18 protein-coding genes are annotated in these 16898 nt (G+C 40.5%); 11 read left to right on the top strand and 7 right to left on the bottom strand.

Features of this window, described 5'->3' with window-relative positions; translation table 11 throughout:
• Window positions 1-78 precede the first annotated feature (78 nt).
• Complete coding sequence (locus DESOR_RS18345) at window positions 79-1893, bottom strand: ATP-binding protein (protein ID WP_014186075.1); 1815 nt, start codon at window positions 1891-1893, stop codon at window positions 79-81.
• 377 nt (window positions 1894-2270) lie between these two features.
• Window positions 2271-3599, bottom strand: coding sequence for an IS30 family transposase (locus tag DESOR_RS18340; protein ID WP_014184973.1), 1329 nt, complete (start codon window positions 3597-3599; stop codon window positions 2271-2273).
• Window positions 3600-3795: 196 nt separating this feature from the next.
• Between DESOR_RS18340 and DESOR_RS18335 the strand changes: the two genes are divergently transcribed.
• The 5 genes from DESOR_RS18335 to DESOR_RS30385 all read left to right on the top strand — a co-directional run bounded on the left by DESOR_RS18335 (window position 3796) and on the right by DESOR_RS30385 (window position 6397).
• Window positions 3796-4182, top strand: coding sequence for a MerR family transcriptional regulator (locus DESOR_RS18335; RefSeq protein ID WP_014186074.1), 387 nt, complete (start codon window positions 3796-3798; stop codon window positions 4180-4182).
• Between the two features lie 73 nt (window positions 4183-4255).
• Complete coding sequence (locus DESOR_RS18330) at window positions 4256-5359, top strand: DUF362 domain-containing protein (RefSeq protein WP_014186073.1); 1104 nt, start codon at window positions 4256-4258, stop codon at window positions 5357-5359.
• A gap of 124 nt (window positions 5360-5483) precedes the next feature.
• The gene (locus DESOR_RS18325) at window positions 5484-5741 is read left to right on the top strand and encodes a hypothetical protein (RefSeq protein ID WP_014186072.1); all 258 of its coding nucleotides are present in this window, start codon (window positions 5484-5486) and stop codon (window positions 5739-5741) included.
• Between the two features lie 180 nt (window positions 5742-5921).
• Entirely contained in the window at window positions 5922-6197 is a 276-nt protein-coding gene (locus DESOR_RS18320) for a GNAT family N-acetyltransferase (protein WP_158309050.1), read from the top strand.
• Window positions 6198-6235: 38 nt separating this feature from the next.
• Complete coding sequence (locus tag DESOR_RS30385; RefSeq protein WP_242832354.1) at window positions 6236-6397, top strand: hypothetical protein; 162 nt, start codon at window positions 6236-6238, stop codon at window positions 6395-6397.
• A gap of 187 nt (window positions 6398-6584) precedes the next feature.
• Here DESOR_RS30385 and DESOR_RS18315 read toward each other — a convergent pair whose 3' ends face one another.
• From DESOR_RS18315 to DESOR_RS18295, 5 genes are all read right to left on the bottom strand, one after another.
• Entirely contained in the window at window positions 6585-7154 is a 570-nt protein-coding gene (locus DESOR_RS18315; protein WP_014186071.1) for a hypothetical protein, read from the bottom strand.
• Between the two features lie 392 nt (window positions 7155-7546).
• Window positions 7547-8971, bottom strand: a complete 1425-nt coding sequence (locus DESOR_RS18310; protein ID WP_014186070.1) for a vWA domain-containing protein — start codon at window positions 8969-8971, stop codon at window positions 7547-7549.
• A gap of 6 nt (window positions 8972-8977) precedes the next feature.
• Window positions 8978-10105, bottom strand: a complete 1128-nt coding sequence (locus DESOR_RS18305; RefSeq protein WP_014186069.1) for an ATP-binding protein — start codon at window positions 10103-10105, stop codon at window positions 8978-8980.
• Window positions 10106-10117: 12 nt separating this feature from the next.
• Window positions 10118-10921 carry a hypothetical protein gene (locus tag DESOR_RS18300; RefSeq protein ID WP_014186068.1) on the bottom strand — a complete coding sequence of 268 codons (804 nt, stop codon included), beginning with the start codon at window positions 10919-10921 and terminating at the stop codon, window positions 10118-10120.
• Between the two features lie 128 nt (window positions 10922-11049).
• A complete protein-coding gene (locus tag DESOR_RS18295; protein WP_014186067.1) occupies window positions 11050-11742 on the bottom strand; it encodes a class I SAM-dependent methyltransferase in 693 nt (230 codons plus the stop codon).
• A 329-nt stretch (window positions 11743-12071) separates the two neighbouring features.
• Here DESOR_RS18295 and DESOR_RS18290 point away from each other — a divergent pair, with 329 nt between their 5' ends.
• The 6 genes from DESOR_RS18290 to DESOR_RS18265 all read left to right on the top strand — a co-directional run bounded on the left by DESOR_RS18290 (window position 12072) and on the right by DESOR_RS18265 (window position 16886).
• A complete protein-coding gene (locus tag DESOR_RS18290) occupies window positions 12072-12638 on the top strand; it encodes a rhomboid family intramembrane serine protease (RefSeq protein WP_014186066.1) in 567 nt (188 codons plus the stop codon).
• Window positions 12639-12872: 234 nt separating this feature from the next.
• Window positions 12873-14030: a GGDEF domain-containing protein gene (locus DESOR_RS18285; RefSeq protein WP_014186065.1), complete on the top strand. Its 1158-nt coding sequence runs from the start codon at window positions 12873-12875 to the stop codon at window positions 14028-14030.
• 15 nt (window positions 14031-14045) lie between these two features.
• A complete protein-coding gene (locus tag DESOR_RS18280) occupies window positions 14046-14648 on the top strand; it encodes a class I SAM-dependent methyltransferase (RefSeq protein ID WP_014186064.1) in 603 nt (200 codons plus the stop codon).
• Window positions 14649-14842: 194 nt separating this feature from the next.
• Window positions 14843-15235: a GntR family transcriptional regulator gene (locus DESOR_RS18275; RefSeq protein ID WP_014186063.1), complete on the top strand. Its 393-nt coding sequence runs from the start codon at window positions 14843-14845 to the stop codon at window positions 15233-15235.
• Window positions 15228-16256, top strand: coding sequence for a DUF5808 domain-containing protein (locus tag DESOR_RS18270; protein WP_014186062.1), 1029 nt, complete (start codon window positions 15228-15230; stop codon window positions 16254-16256). The genes DESOR_RS18275 and DESOR_RS18270 overlap by 8 nt, the downstream gene beginning before the upstream one ends.
• 102 nt (window positions 16257-16358) lie before the next feature.
• Window positions 16359-16886 (top strand): MerR family transcriptional regulator, encoded by a 528-nt coding sequence (locus DESOR_RS18265; protein WP_014186061.1) that lies wholly within the window; start codon window positions 16359-16361, stop codon window positions 16884-16886.
• The last annotated feature ends 12 nt before the right edge of the window (window positions 16887-16898 follow it).

The following is a 16898-nucleotide window of genomic DNA, read 5'->3' as shown; positions in this document are numbered from 1 at the left end:
CCTCCATCAAAGCCGCAATAATCATGTCCCTTTTCAAATAATCTGCTAGGTTAGCTTCACTGCCGGCGGTTGTGGAAACTATCCGTTTTCTTCCGGGGAATAACGATGCAAAAATACTGTGAACGTTGTACCTTTACCGGGTTCACTGTTCACTTCAATGCTTCCTTCATGGGCTTTAACTATTTCATAAGCTATTGTCAAGCCAAGTCCGCTTCCTTTAGCCCGGGTGGTAAAAAACGGATCAAATAAAAGTGGAATTTCATCAGCGGCAATTCCAACACCTGTATCCGTAAATTCCATATAGAGCAAGCCATCACAGATGCCTGTGCGTATGGTTAACTGACCGCCATTAGGCATAGCCTGGTAAGCATTATAGATGATATTTTTGATCACTTGCTCCATCTGCTCCGAATCCATGCTAGCCAGAGGCAGATGGGGGGTGAATTCCCGGACAATGCCTACATTATCCTGATTTAGTTCAATTAATATCTGCAATGACACTTCCAACAATGAATTAATATCACCGGGAGCAAAGCGTGTGTCTGCCGGACGGGCAAATAAAAGAAGCCTTTCCAGAAGCATGTTTAACCTGTTAATTTCCCTTTTAATATTGCCCCAGGAGCGGGCTGAGGGATTTTTTGCTTTTTCCAGGTATTCAACATAACCACTAATTGAGGTTAACGGGTTTCTAATTTCATGGGCTACACCGGCAACCAATTTCCCCAGAGCGGCCAGTCTTTCCTGCAGTTGGTTTTTTTGCTGCAAACGGGTACTTTCAGTTATATCGATACAATGGAGCATTGTGCCGATGACGCCCGACCTGCCATTGATTAAATGGGAGGTATTAACCAATAGTTCCCGAGTTTCCTGGTCTGCATTAACTAAGGAATATTTTTTTTCCTTAATTAAAGGACCCTCTTTCAGGGTGTTCCAAAGTATTCCTGGAAAAGGGGAGCCGCTGGGAAAGCCTTGATCTACCGGGCAATCCAAGCAGCAGGTATGGAGTCCTAACATCTGGTGAGAAGCCGGATTAGCCATGATTACCAATCCCTTATTGTCGATGGCCACAACAGCATCACTGATGGATGTTATAATTATTTCATTGAGACTTTGTGTTTTTCTCAATTTAGAAGCTAAATGGTTGATCGCTGCAATAATTTCACCAAATTCACCTGACTTTTTCTGAAGGTTATTGTTTAAGTCTGACTCCAAAGCATGTAAACCGGCCTTAATATCATGGACACCGGCGATAAAATTTCGTATTAATAGTACTGAGCCTCCCAGTCCCAAAAGTAACGCAATGCCTATGACCAGATAAGCTATTTGCTTTTCCCTGTCAATTTGTTCTTGAATGCCGGTAAGATTAAGGTTTTCAATTCCCCAAATCACACCTTCAAATTTGCCGTCACGCACCACTGGTTTACTGATCTCGATAATTGTTCCAGTGCGTCGTTCCGTCATATCCATAAATTGCTTTTCTGCATCTTTGCTAATTTGTCCGTTGGTTTGTTCACCCAGTGTTACAAATCTCCGGCCAAGGTAAAAACCCCCTGTTCCGTTGACCACAATCGTGTGCAGGTTGTAAGAATAAAAGCCGACTTCTAATTCCGGAAATTCGCTGGTGTTTGTAGCAATAAAATTCTTCAAGATTAAACGAATTTGGTCTTTATTAAGATCTGTCGATTCAGTGGACATCGTAGTTATTTTAGAACTCAGTGTAGTATCTAACCTGTCAACTAATACATTTAGTTTATCCCGTTGGTGCTGGACTAAAAATTGTTCCGCATAATTTACGTTGTACAACATATAGCCGGACAGCAACACCGGTAACGTTAATAAGGTTATTATAAACAATAAAAGTTTATTGCGAACACACCATCGGTAAATTGACACGAAGTTCACCTCACGACCCATTTTATCACTAAAAGCTCTTTAAATGGAAATATCGAAAAATATTATTGCAGAAATTAATCGAATCCACTGTCTTTCCATAATATCTACGAATTTACCTTTTCATTTAACGTTTAAAAGATAAAACGTTAAATGAAAAGGTAAATTCTCGATTCTGCCAAAGCATTGAAGATGCAAGGCTAAGGTCAACTCATTTTGCTTTACAGGAGTAGAAATAGGCTGTATAATGCCACTAAAGAGATCTTATCTCTGTTTTTCCCATGAGAAACAGACATCTGAAACAGTGTGCAAAACTAAATTCCACATGTCGTTGTCGTGCAGGACTAAATTCGGCAGTGGATTCCCCCGCGAGATGAGTGTTATTTCAAGAGCGATTGTTTTAGAGTGACCTCATCCGGAGGAATTTGAACCAGTTTCAGAAGATCATGCAACTTAGGATTTAAAAGCAAAAGAGACAGCCTGAACGGAGTGCAGCCGTTCAGGCTGTCTCTTGCTTCACTGTTGATGTGGTTCATTAACAGAGTAGCATCGTTCTGGTCGTAAGCATCCAGACTCTGCCCCTTGGGAATGACATAGCGCAGGTATTCATGGTTCTTCTCAAGCATTCCTTTCTGCCAGGAACTGTTTGGATTACAGTAAAAGATCCGGGTCCGGCTTGCCCCGTGACGATTGCATTCCAATCGTTGAGGGTTCTGAAATTCAGTTCCGTTATCGGTAAGGATGAGCGGGAAAAGGTCCTGGAAGGTTGGGACCCCCAGCTTTTCCGAAAGCGTATCAAAGACTTCAGTAACGCATTCCTGAGTTTTTTCGGCGAGAACAAAGATCAGCATCAGGGAACAGTTTCGGAAAAACAGGGTTAAAAAGGCCTGCTTACTATTCCCGCGCCCGCCTTCCACGGTGTCCATCTCCACCACTGAAGAGGAAGGGGCCTTTTTCATCAGGGCACAGAAATCATCATAAGTGCGATTGATTCGGAATTCCCTGGCCGCGAGGCTCACTCGGGTTCCTTGCTTGCGTTCCTTGCATTTGTAACGGACTCGTCGTCTCAAATCGATATTCCTGGCGGTAAAGACCCCTTGATCGATGTAATTGTAAAGCGTTCTGCGGCAGCAGGGGATTTCATGGCCGTGATGGGCATAAATGTGGGCTAGAGATTGCCCCTGTTTTAACAAAGGAGAAATGAGGTCATCGAGCAGGGCGATGTCAGCCGGAGACTGGTTAATCCCGTTGCGGCAGGAAACTAAAAGATCCTGGGATGCCTCATCGGCCCGCTGGGCAGAATAGAGGGCATGCTGAAGCGAACAGCGTTTAAACTTAGGGCACCCATTACAGACATAAGGAGCCTTCTGAATTTTAGGGCAGACGGTGGCTGTATAATCGGGGCAGATTTCCTGACAGTCCGCTTCACGGGAGGGATCATAACAGGTTTTGCAGAGTTTGACACAATCTTTTTTGTCACAGAGAAAGCGGATCTGACAGTTCTTTTTAAGAAGGCAGGGAAGCTTTTTTGAAGGAGTTTCCCGATCGGGAAAGTAGCGGTATTTCCTGATTTCCTTAGCCACTGTACTGGGGTGCTTGGCAATTCTTCTGGCAATAGAAGCCAAGGATTCCCCATCCAGTAATCCCTTTTCGATCTTAATACGTTGGGTCGTTGTTAAGTGTTTACCATCATAATTCATGTTAGCCATAATGACCTCCTCGGGTGAGGAGGAATCCACTGCCTATCCATTGTATCAAAAACTAGTGCAAGACTAACATCATGAAACACGAATTAACTACTGCCATCACGAATTTACCTTTTCATTTAACGGTTAAAAGATAAAAAAATGCTTGACTTGGAGTTAACTCCAAGTATTAATATGGTATATTGGGAGGTGAAAACCTATGACGATTACAGAAGTAAGTGATAAATTTGAAATTCCTCAGGATACACTTCGTTATTATGAGCGTATCGGACTAATACCTCATGTGAACCGTAAAAAAAGCGGGGTCAGGGATTATACGGAGGAAGACTGCAAGTGGGTCGAATTTATCAAATGCATGCGAGGAGCAGGTCTTCCCATTGAGGTATTGATTGAGTATGTAACCCTTTTTCAACAAGGTGATGAAACCATTAAGGCAAGAAAAGAGCTCTTAATCGAGCAGCGAAAACAGCTCACAGCAAAAATGGACGACATGAAGAAAACCCTGGAACGCCTGGATTATAAGATTGATGTCTATGAAAAGTCTGTAGTTGAAAAAGAAAAGGAACTAAGAAGAATAGAGACTTAATTTTTATGGGTAATTAAACTGAAAAGTGTCAAGGAATGTGATACAACTTTAACTATTGAGAGGGGAAAGAAAAATGTCCAGCAAAGTATATTTTGTCAATCTGAGAACGAGAACAGATAAGGGTAATAAGATCAGCAAAATAAGAAACTTATTTGAACAGGCTGGTTTTAGTGAGTTTATTGAGAAAGATGACCTAACCGCTATCAAACTGCACTTCGGGGAACGTGGAAGTGATGGTTTTATTAGCCCTCTTTTTGTTCGTCAAGTGGCGGATAAGATTAAGGAAAAGGGTGCTAAACCTTTTCTAACGGATACTAATACACTCTATGGCGGAAGCCGGCATAACTCCGTTGATCATCTATTGACCGCACTGGAGCATGGATTTGATTTTACGGTTACAGGTGCGCCGGTTATCATAGCTGATGGACTGCGCAGTGATAATATTACTGAGGTAGAGATTGATAAAAAACACTTCAAGAAAGTAAAACTAGCCAAAGATATTGTTAATGCTGACAGTGTCATTGTCTTATCTCACTTTAAGGGGCATGAGATGGGTGGCTTCGGTGGGGCAATAAAAAATCTTGCCATGGGAGGAGCACCAGCGGTCGGTAAAAAGGAGCAGCATGGTACCAAGATTATAGTTGATGAAGATAAATGTATTGGCTGCGGTGAGTGCAGCGAAGTTTGTCCTGAGCAGGCCATAACTATGAGTGAGAAGGCTAATATTAACTTGGATAAATGTATTGGCTGTGGTGAGTGTCTAACCGTTTGCCCAGTAAAGGCCAACGGGATCGACTGGCAGACAGACTTAGAAGCTTTTCTTGAACGGATGGCCGAATACGCATATGGCTTTGCCAAATCTCATGAGAAACGTATTGGTTATATAAACTTTCTCATAAATATCACTCCCGATTGTGATTGTGCATCATGGAGCGATGCACCTATTGTTCCAGATATTGGTTTCTTGGCATCCACCGATCCGGTAGCCCTTGATCAGGCAAGTTATGATTTAGTAAATAAACAGCATGGTTTCGCTGACTCTCATCTTTCTTGCAATCATGAATCTGGTGCGGATAAGTTTAAAGGTTTACGCTCCTATATAGACGGTACTATCCAAATGCGTCATGCTGAAGAAATCGGTATGGGCAGCCGAGATTATGAATTGATTATCCTGTAATTTGTTCTCAATGTAGTAGAACAAACGTCATTGTCCGATTACCACACAAGTGAAGATGACAAGCTGTGAATATACTAAATTTGTGATATACTATGTGATGTTATCAAGCTTAATGGAGGTTAGTATGAATCACGGACAGGAACAATTTTTAAGTTTTATTTTAGAAAGAGTAAAAGACGACAAGGTAGAGGAAGCAAAAGTATTACTCGATGAAAGCTTTAAGAAGCTGATGGAAGGTAATTTTACACAGGATGATATTGTACAGTTTCTTCCCAAAATGATTGCTTTGCTAAAACCAGAAAAGCTGTCGGAAGTACAAACCGTTGTCATGCAGTTTGCTGAAAATTTTAGCCATCTACTGCCTAACAGCAACATTGGATAATGCCCAAAGCCTCAATTACAATAGCTTACAAACCAATGGGTGCCGCAAAATTGCTAAAAAGTAATTTTGCGGCACCCATTGGTTTGGGGTTTAGAGATTCAAAGAGAATTATCCTGCTTCCAGTTAAATAAGAAAGAATTTTTACCGAGAGAAACCTGGAAGGTTGAAAAAGTTAAGAGAGTGGACTTCGAACAAATCAAAGGTTTTTGGGATTATAAACCTTCCTGGCAGAATTCCATAACATCTATCGATGTTGTTTTGGAGACTTTTACATATTTAGTAGTAAATCTGGACAATACCATAGCCGGTTATGGCATTATCGACGATAAGACAGGAGATATTACTCAATTTGCTGTAAACAAAGAAAATCGGGGCAAGGGCTTGGCAAGCAGTATTTTGGCTAAGTCAGGATTTGAATATCATGTTGGGCAATTTGAAATGGTTTTAAAATTATAATTTGTGTTGGTGATCCAGAAAGAATGGTGAACATTGTAGTGAAAACAATCTTAGTTGTGGATGATGATCGAGATATTGTCAAACTAATCACCAAGAGTTTAAGACTGGAACAAATGCTCCATCAAGTACGTTCTTTAAAAATCGGGGTAATTCTACTTTATGTTCATCCCAAATATGCTTCGGTCAAGAACGGAAGATAAATCTTTGGCTTAGAGATAAAAGCCTTAATACTAATTTAGACGGTATTAACAGCCCTGCAACTGTTCAGAAACTGGGATGGAGTATTGACTTTATCCAGAACTGTCAAAACAAAGAAGGAAGCAGCCCAAGCTGCTTTGCAGATGGAATCCTTTAAAGAACAGGCACGTTTGCCTGGCAACACTGAAATTAATATTCCAGGTGATATAATTGTGATTGATCCAGCTCATTCGAAAGCCCATCCGTATAGTGATAACCGATCTCTGGTTTAATCTGTCTATCGTTATTTTGATGACTCTTATTCACTGAGGCAAAAATAGTTGGGTCAGCTAAGGAAACTATGGCCTGTGCAGAAACTAGCCCATAAACAAGATGGTTCCATAGGGCAGAGTAAGAAGTCTTAGTCAGCCCGAACTTTTTAAAGACATAAAATTTTTGTCCAAGTATAATACTTCCTAGAGAAAGTGTTGATATTACAGTGCCTTTAATCAGATAATAATCTTTGCCTGTTTTCTTTAAAAGATAGGTTAAAGGAATTCCCCAAATTGAACCTATGCCTATATGTGCTATTTGGCCTAAAATAAAATTCTTCCTTTGATTTGTTCGGAAAGGAGCTACGAATAATTCACCAGCTATATGTCCATATAACTTTTCGGTTTTTCCTGCCTTAAAAATTAACAGATTCGATATATTCATGGAGATCGTTCCTAATAAACCTCCAAGAAGCCCAACAACAATAGAGTCTTTCATCTTCAACATCAAGAATCACTCTCCTTAATAGGATTTAGCTTGCTCCAAATTAAGGTCTTCTATTTAATGTAAATATTGTTAATACCCGGGCTAACCTTCAGATCCATGATCTAGGCTGATTTACATTCTCCAATCTTATGAAACTGTATAATGAGGTTGGTCCATTTGATTGATTATCAAGTTTATTTTTTTGTTAAATATGGGCTATAGTCAAGTTGTCAAATCTGACCCTGAGACAGCCGACCGACAAAAATATTCATTAGTCCTATCGATTTTCGAAATAAACCATAACCAAACTAATTAAAGTGAGTGTAGCGACCACTCACTTTAATGATAAATAAGCTTAATTATGTTAGCTGGCAAATAACAAAATAAGTTCAGCACGTCGAGACCAGAGGCCATCAAATGTACAGGCTTTCCTGGTCTTGCATTGAAAATCCCTCTAGTTTTACATCGTTCATAGTTAAAGAGTCATCTTTAATTTCAATCTTTTTAAGTTTTTTAACAGCCCCATAAGCTTTCTTTAAGGAAAGCTTATCTTCTTTTCCGGTGATAACCCATAAGGTTTTATATCCTCTGGGTATGGTCAGAAGCTTTTCTTCCCCTTTGCCATCCGTAAAATAGATTAACAAATTAACCTTATGATGATTGGCATATTCAAAAACCGGAGTGAATTTAGTGCCTCCTCGGATATTAATTCGCTCTTTGATGTCTTTCACAGATTTGATCTTATACACTCGTCGGATTTCACTGTCACATTCGACAATCGTAATCTCATGATTATAATTTTTAACAATAGCCAGGACTTCTTTGATGGCTTGGTTGAATTCCTGATCACTAATGCTGCCGCTGATATCCAGGGCAACCGTTATCTTGGCTTTATGGCTCCTAAGCTGACCTCTTATATCCAATCGCTGGGGCTGCCTGCGGTTTCTTCGGGTTATCGTCTTCTTTGGACTGCTCTCCACTGTTCCCATCAGCCGCTTGAGATATAAATTCCAAGGCAATTCACCTTTACTGTTTTTCAGGGCTGAGAGCATGCTTTCTAAATAATTGGGAATGCTTCCTTTTTGGGCGTCAGCAATAAACTTTTCCGTGAATTCCTGAAGGGTTTTTTCATCCATATCGCTGGACTCAGCCCAAAGGTCATGGGCTTTTTCAGGATCATATTCCGTTTCGATCCTTTCCTCCGGATCAGGATCAGGGTCATCAGTATCATGTTCATCAGCGGCATTCTCATCCGCCTCCAGCAAGTCCAGGGCGGTTTGAATCTCCTCAAGATAATATTCAAAGGGTTTATAGGGCAGGAGGTTCAAGGAATAATTTCTGTTGACCCATTCTAAGGTAACAGAATAGGGGGGGAGATGATCTAAATAGGCATTAACGACAATATTCATGGCCAGATTAATGGCTAAGGTGCTGTAAGTACCCTCATATTCTTTGGCTCGGATTAAATGAAGGGATAAGATATGGAGGATTTCGTGTTTAATGGTGCTTTCCATTTGCTTTAGATTAAGATCTAAAAAAATGACGGGATTAAAATAGATAACATACTTAGCCCCTTTAAAATTCACGGCCGTCGGGCTGCTGATGTCAAAGCGCAGCTCTCGGGCCATTTGCATCAAAAAATAACCATAGAAATTATCCTTGTCTGTTAAAAGACTTAAACTTACTTTATCCACAAGGCTGAAAAACTCTTCTTTAAACTCCTGGGAGATATTAACTTGGGCCTGACTATTTTGGCGCTGGGCGGTGAAAAAATCGTAAAGGATACCGTCGGTTTTTTCATAAAGCCCTTTAACCTGGTTCTCAAAAGAAGTTTCCATAGCTTATCACCTGATTAAACGATAAGATTCAAAGTATGCTTCAATAAAAGCGTCATTTTCCAGAGCTAGTTTGTAAACTTCGGGATAACTGTTTTTTATATCCTTCATGATCCCCATCTTTAAATCCACAGGATATAAGTTTAAAAACTCAATCAGCCTGTCCATATAAAAAGCATAATTATCAACATGGTTGACCAAGGCTGATTCCAAGTTTTTGAGAATATTCCTGGCGGCTAGATAAAGCCTGGTATGGCTTTCTTTCTGTACTTTTTCTTTGCTGGATTCGGGCAGTGATTCTCCTGAAAAAACCTCTTCATAAGATAGGAGTGCGGGATAATCAGATTCCACAAAGTTCACAAACTCTTCCGCGATTAATCTCCCCACATTGCCTTTGACAACGTTTAAAAAAATGGACCGGGGGATGGAATCTTTCTTCTCCTTATAAATTTTATAACTGCTGGAGATTCGCTCATAGCTTCTGGGGGTGGCTCTCAGATCGTCATCGTTAATCTTATGCAAATACTCGGGGAAAGTGGAGATAAAGGTAATCACCTTTTCCTCAATTCCCGCCTCCATAGCCCAACCTATCCACTGCTGGTAATCGGGCTCCATCGTTAACCAGACAAAGCGATTTTCTTGGGCGGCGTCCATATCTACCACTTGGTAATCAAAGTCTGAACTGTATTTGCTGGAAGGATTCATGGCTGCTAAGATTTTAACCCTTTCAGGCAGCTCATAGCCGTTGATTTCCCGATTTAAGATTAAATTCATCAGTTCCTGTTGGACGGTATGCTCACAACGATTGATCTCATCAATAAACAAAAGAACGGTTTTGCCCTGAGCTATTTCTTCATCGATTTCCCTGAGCTTATGATGAACGGCATAGACCGTTGCTTTCTTTTCCACCGGGTCGGCTGTACCATTAACTCCTGCATAGGATTCGATGGTAGGCAGGCCGCCGATTTCCCCTTCCTTAAGGAGATTCCCATTAATAACAATTAAACTCCAATGATTTTTCTCAGCGATTTCCCTGGCTAAGGCTGTTTTGCCGATGCCGCTTTCCCCAACGATTAAGGGGACTTCTTCCGTGGACAGTACTAAGTCTACACTTTTTAAGGTGTCTGTATAATTCATGATGTCTCACTCCTATAGCATCTTCAGCTTTTCATCCACAGCTATTTTTTTGGCCTTTTTACTGCCGTATTTATAAATAAACAGGATCTTGTCCATGGACATAATGTCGCTGTTTTTACTGATTGAACTGCAATTTAAAAAATCCCGCACGTATTTTTCTTCAACATCGGCCTTGCCCAAGGTTTCCTTTAACACTTCTTCTAATTCCGCTGGAGATATTTCTTGCCTGAGATAACTAATCACTAAAATATTGACTCGCAAAAATTCTAAGATTTTAGGTTGATCTAAAGCCTTGATAAAGGTAACAGCCCGCTCATTCTGCTTGATCGCCATGAGCTCGACCTTAGGGGTAGGAGTGTTTATATATCGTAAGGCATCATAACTGATTTTTACAGCTTCTTCCTGAACGCTTTCACTGGGTTCTTGGATAAACTTAATGGAATCGTAATTTTTCTGCACTGCTAAGAGCTGCAGTTCTTCACTGGGATTCTGAACATATTTAATAGCCCAGCCGGCTTGATTGACGGCCAATTTGATGATCTCATCCGTTGGATTTTTAATATACTCTAAGTTAACCCAGCCGTCATTGATGGCTTTGATCATCATGTCTTCCGTCGGGTTGCTGATAAATTGAATCGCCCGGCCATTATTGTCCAATGCCAGTTTCTGCATCTCCTGCGTTGGATTTTCGATGTATTTTAAAGCCAGTCCGCTTTGTTGAACAGCCAAGAGCTTTATTTCATCCGGGGGATCAGGGATGTAGGCTATGGCATTGGGATTTGTCTTGACCATGGCAATTTGTTTTGACTTTTCCATGCTTTACGTTCCTTTTGTACTTATTTTAAGCTGATGGGGAATCGCGATTATTTATGATTATAGTCTTTTTGGCTTATGAAATCTATGGGATACCAATGGGAAAGCCCCTCATCGAGGGGCTGATTTCTTTATACCTTGACCCACTTGGCTACCACAAAGCTTGGATTTCCAGATCTCTTCTCTTCCAAAGCAAGGGCCTCAGCTATTGTTGGGACACTGGGCGGGAAGAAAAGACATTCGCCGATTTCGGCAGGTACACCGATTTGCCAGGAGGCTATTTCTTCTTTACTGTATAGAGCAGCACGGGCGAAGACCGAAGTGGGGTTGTTGCGAGCGGCCTCTGCATAGTATTCACTCCAGGCACTATTGCCGGCGATGAGTCCGATCAGCAAACAGCCTCCAGGCTTTAAATAACTAAAAAGCCTTTTCAAAACTTTTTCCGGTTCAGGTACAAATTCAAAGGCAGTCATGGAAAAAATACCATCATAGGTTTCCAGCTGATCCAGAATTTCCGTAATATCGGCATGCAGCCAGTGAACAGGTTTTGCCTCGGCGGTGTTTTTCATAATAGCCGCAATTTTCGTTTGGGCCAGAGCCATCATTTCCGCGGAAATATCCACAGCAGTGACTTCGTATCCCTCCTGCACAAGCCAGTCGGTATATTGCCCGGTACCGCAGCCGATTTCCAGAACCCGGGTCCCAGGGGCCTTAAACATGGACTGGGCCAGGTGACGTTCAACTTGATCCGATACGGAGCCCAGCTCGGTATCGTACCATGAATCATATTGGGCAGCAACGTGGTCAAATAGTGCTTCTTTCATTGAAATTCACCTTTCGTGTAACTGATTTTATGTTTTTATGTGTAGCTAACGTTCTACTTATTGCTTATTAATTCCTTCATTAGGTTTTCTTAAAAGTTCGATAACTATAGGTAATTTGCTTAAAGCTGGAGCAACCTATGTAAATCATAGCGATGCTAATTGACTAAACCCTTAGGTTGGGGTTTATAATGATCTTACTGCCGGAACCTGAGCGCTCCCCGGGAGGATACGGTCGATGCGGCAGGTAATATATAATATGATAGGAAATGACCATCGTTGCCCTGAAGGGCACAACAGTTAAACGTAAACAGATTAAGGAGGGAAGAACTATGAAAGATTTTTTAGGGAAACTCCAGTATAATTCACCGGTAACACTGACCTTTACCTTTCTTTCCTTGGTTATCTTATTGTTAGGCTATATAACAGGCGGACAGACTACAAATTTGCTATTTGGGGTATACCGGTCATCCTGGGGCGATCCTTTGACTTACTTCCGATTGTTTGGTCATGTGCTGGGCCATGTGGATTGGAGTCATTACTCCAGCAATATGGTATTATTTCTGGTATTGGGCCCCATACTTGAAGAAAAATATGAATCTCAATCCTTTTTAATTATGATTTCAATCACAGCTTTGGTGTCCGGATTATTTCATGTGATGTTTTTTTCCAGTACTGTTTTACTGGGGGCAAGCGGTATTGTATTTATGATGATCGTTCTCTCCTCCGTTGCCGGCATGAAAGATGGGAAAATCCCCCTTACCCTCATATTGGTGATTATTATTTATCTGGGGGGCGAGATTCTAAGTGTAGGATCGAAAGATGGAATCTCTCATATTGCTCATATTTTAGGAGGAATCTGCGGAGCCGCTTTTGGTCTTTTAAGCAGGCGTACATAAATGATTCGGTTTTATGCTGCATACCTATACAATTATATCTTGAGATTTATTTAATAATGATATATATTTAGAAATAGTTATCTTCTAACTTCTAAATTTAACTTAGAATAAGAAAAATGACTTATCAAGAGATTAGAACTATGCTTCAATGAGCCGCAGTATGTGACTCAAATGAAGCATTTCTTTTGAGTTACTTCCTAATATTAAAGTAGTTTGGCAGTACTGAGGGAAGATATGAATTCAAATATTTTAAATGACCTGCATATTAGTGAGATACGTGAAGAACATAAGAGAATCGATAATAATTGGCTTCTGCTGCACTATAAAATATCAGTAGGGCTGGTTATATTTGCCTTGGCTGTTGAATGTTTTATGGCCTTGATTTTGATTAATTCTGATATGCGTACAACTACAGTCAGCAGATATGTTTGGAAATTTATCGTGGCACCCAGCGGAATTAACTTTATCTGTATCGGGCTGATGACATTGGCGATCAGAGCAAAAGGTTTATCCCAGAATCAGAAAATATATGGGGTGTCTCTGGCTTTCGTGGTGATTTGCTTTATACTGTTTGCGGTTCATAATGCCTTTACAGCCACATATTACCTGTTTGCTTTCGCAATCATTTTGACGACTATCTATGCTAATTATTGGCTGACTGGTATGACGGCTATAACCAGCATTGCTGCCTTACTTATCGCGGAGGTTTTCGTCAAGTGGGACTTGGACAAGATCAGTATTTTTGAAAGCACACTTCGCTTGGGAGATTTTTTGGTTTCTCTTTTCATATTGATTGCATGTTCTTTTGTCTGTATGATTGAAATTCGCTTTGAGAGGCAGAAAAATGAAGCCAGTATCCGTAAGGAAATGGAACGGTACCTGCTGGCACAGAGAATCCAAAGGGATGAACTAACCGGTGTATTCAGCCGCAAAGCGCTGCAAGACGCCATGAGGGATATGGATGGGAAAGAGGCGGGCAACAATTACATATTTGCCATGATGGATATTGATAATTTCAAAGGTGTCAATGACCGATTAGGTCACCATGCCGGAGATCTCTGCTTAATAGAACTTGCCAAAGTATTGAAAGGACATGAAGGGAAATTTTCAGTATTTCGTTATGGCGGCGATGAGTTTTGTTTGCTGTTCCGTAACGCAGATATGGCTGAGGCCGTATTAATCTGTGAGCAGATTCAGGAACGGCTGAAAGAGTTATATTTTGAGAGTTATCCCATGCTGAAAATGACGGTGAGTTTTGGACTCGCGGCTTACTCGGACCAATTGAATGCAGCACGGCTTTTCACGAACGCTGATCAGGCTTTGTATGAAGCTAAAGAAATACGCAATTCCATACGTGTTTTTGGCTTGAAGTCTCACTTAGAGAATGTCTAAATTGGAGGTAAGGCAATGGGAAATACTGATATTTTTGACGCAATGGCAATTAACTACGATACTTCTGAAAGAATGGAAATAGCAAAAATAACATCAGATGCTATTCGTGAATATGTAAGGGATGGTAAAGATAAAAGTGCTATTGATTTTGGCTGTGGAACCGGGCTTGTCGGGATGAATTTGCTCAAGGATTTCCATATCATTACTTTTTTGGACAGTGCAAAAAATATGACTGAACGGATCAAACAAAAAATTGCTGAATTCAACATCCAGAATGCAGAAGCGTTATGGTTTGATTTGGAAACGGGATTTCTATCGGATATACATGCCGATTATATTTTTATGGCTCAAGTATTACTTCATATTGATGATATAGAGCCTGTTCTATCCAGGTTGTATAAAGTACTGAATCCTGAAGGACATTTACTGATTGTCGATTTTGATAAAAATGAAGCTGTCATATCCGATAAGGTTCATAACGGATTTGATCAGAAAGAACTTAGCACTCTCTTGACGAAACTCGGATTCAGAGACATAAAATCTAAAACCTTTTATACAGGGAAGAAAATATTCATGAAACAAGATGCCTCCTTATTCATACTTGATTCTAAAAAATAAAAAGTGACGGCAGCAAGCTGCCCAGGCACAGTCAGAGCAAGAACCGGGATGAAAAAGTGTATTTTCATTCCGGTTTGTTTTAGGGCATTGTTTCGTTGAAATGGCGAGCTCTGGGAATCTACTTGACAAAGAAAAATATAGTTGTTATAGTTCTTGTATAACAACTATAACATTTTCAAGGGGTGGAACGATAGATGCTGCTGAGTATAGATTTGGAATCAAAGCAGCCGATTTATTTGCAAATAAGAAACGGTGTTGTCGAAGGCATTGCCAGCGGGAAACTTAAGGAAGGCGATACTCTTCCGCCTGTAAGATCTTTGGCATCGGAACTGGGTATAAACCTTCATACCGTTAACAAGGCCTATCAAATGCTAAAACTTGAAGGTTTTGTCAAAATGCTGCGTAATCGCGGTACGGTAATTTCAGCGGGGGCTTTGGGACGGGATTCAAAGGATTTTATGGAAGCAGCTACAGAAAATCTAAAACACATTGTATCTGAGGCCATTACAAGATCTGTTCGCCGGGAACAATTAATTGGAATTATCAATAGCCTGTATAACGAATTGGAGGATGAAAATAATGAATGAACTGTTCATCCGTTTTGGGATTATTTATACATTCCTTGCATCACTTTTGATAGCCCGTCCTTGGCTTTCAAGAAAAAACGTGCTTTTTGGGGTGGTTTTCGGCAACGGAGAAATCAGGAAACAGGAAACTGCCCGCAAAATAATCAACTACTTTGTACTTGCCTGTTTGGTTATAGGAATTGTTTTAGCCGCTGCTTTTCTTCTCGCTTGCAAGGATCTTTCTCAAAATGAAGCAAGCTTGACAAAGCTCTTTTCCGCAGCTTTCTTTGCCTTGTTGCTCATTGATACGGTTCCGTATATCCTGGCAAACCGTGCAATGAAAAGACTGAAAGCCACCCTCCAGGACGAAAATCTCGTTAAAGGTAAAATTCTTGTGGAAGTAGGAGATGCAAAATTAAATAAACCGGTATCTCCAGCGTGGTTTTTACTGCTGCTTTTGCCAATTGCTGCAGCCGTCATACTTGCCCTTCTCTATTATCCCCAATTGCCTGAAACAAAGTCCATAAGCCTTGTTATGGAACCAATATTTAAGCAAATTGTTGCAGCAGTGTTCTTGTTTTTAATCGGATTTTTTTCGCGCATCGCACCTGCCTCTGTGAAAGGTAATCCTGAAGCGGCACCGGGATATGCATCATTTCGCAGAATTGTATCTCTAATTCTTATTGCTGTCTCTTTAGTGATTGAGACAAAATATCTGATGGCTGAGCTCAATTATTTGGGCTTTGTCAGCGATCTGCAAACTGTAACCGTTGTCAGCAAGTTTCTCATTATTTTCCTTGTAGGTCTTTTGTTTGTGGCGTTCTTCCTCATGGTATGGAGAAAGAACTCTTCCGGCCCCATACTTGACGATGATAACAAATGGGTTTTAGGTATGATCTACGTCAACCCCTCTGATCCTTCTCTGTTTGTGGAGAAGAGGAACGGTATTGGCAGAACCATCAATTTTGGGAGACCAGCGGCCTGGATTTTGATGGTCGCTTTAATCCTATTTATAATAGTTCGGGCCTTCCTGCGCCAATAAGTTTTGGTTCTCTTTGTTGGCAAATTTATTTTTCCATCAAGCCTTGCGAAGTCATCGAACCATAAATTTAGATGTAGTTTGTAAGTTTACAGAGGTAATGAAATGTATTCTATAGGTAATTTATGTAGTGAATATAAACTGTCGAGAAGCACGTTATTATATTATGACTCCATTGGTTTATTAGTCGCTTCGGAGCGTACGAGAGGAAATTACAGGCAATATTCCGAAGAGGATAGAAAACGTTTGAGCCAGATCTGCGCGTTTCGTGAAGCAGGCGTGCCCTTGAGTGAAATTAAACGCATACTTGATACCGATGGCATAAGTGAGAGCCACGTTTTGGAAAGACGTTTAAATGAGTTAAACCAGGAAATACGTTATTTAAGATTTCAACAAAAAGTGATTGTTGAAATGCTTAAGAGAAAAGATTTAATCACCCCAAAAATGTTGATGGATAAACAAACCTTTGTTTCAATACTCAAATTAATAGGTCTTGATGATACTGGGATGCACCATTTTCATGCCCAGTTAGAAAAAAATTCCCCCGATTCCCACCAGTTTTTTCTGGAATTTTTGGGAATTGGTGAGGAAGAGATTAAAAATATCCGCAAACTGAGCAAAGAGGAAGATTAAGTGCCATAATAA

The sequence above is a fragment of the Desulfosporosinus orientis DSM 765 genome (genome assembly GCF_000235605.1).
Taxonomy (GTDB): Bacteria; Bacillota; Desulfitobacteriia; order Desulfitobacteriales; family Desulfitobacteriaceae; genus Desulfosporosinus; species Desulfosporosinus orientis.
This window is presented reverse-complemented; position numbering and strand designations above follow the sequence as displayed.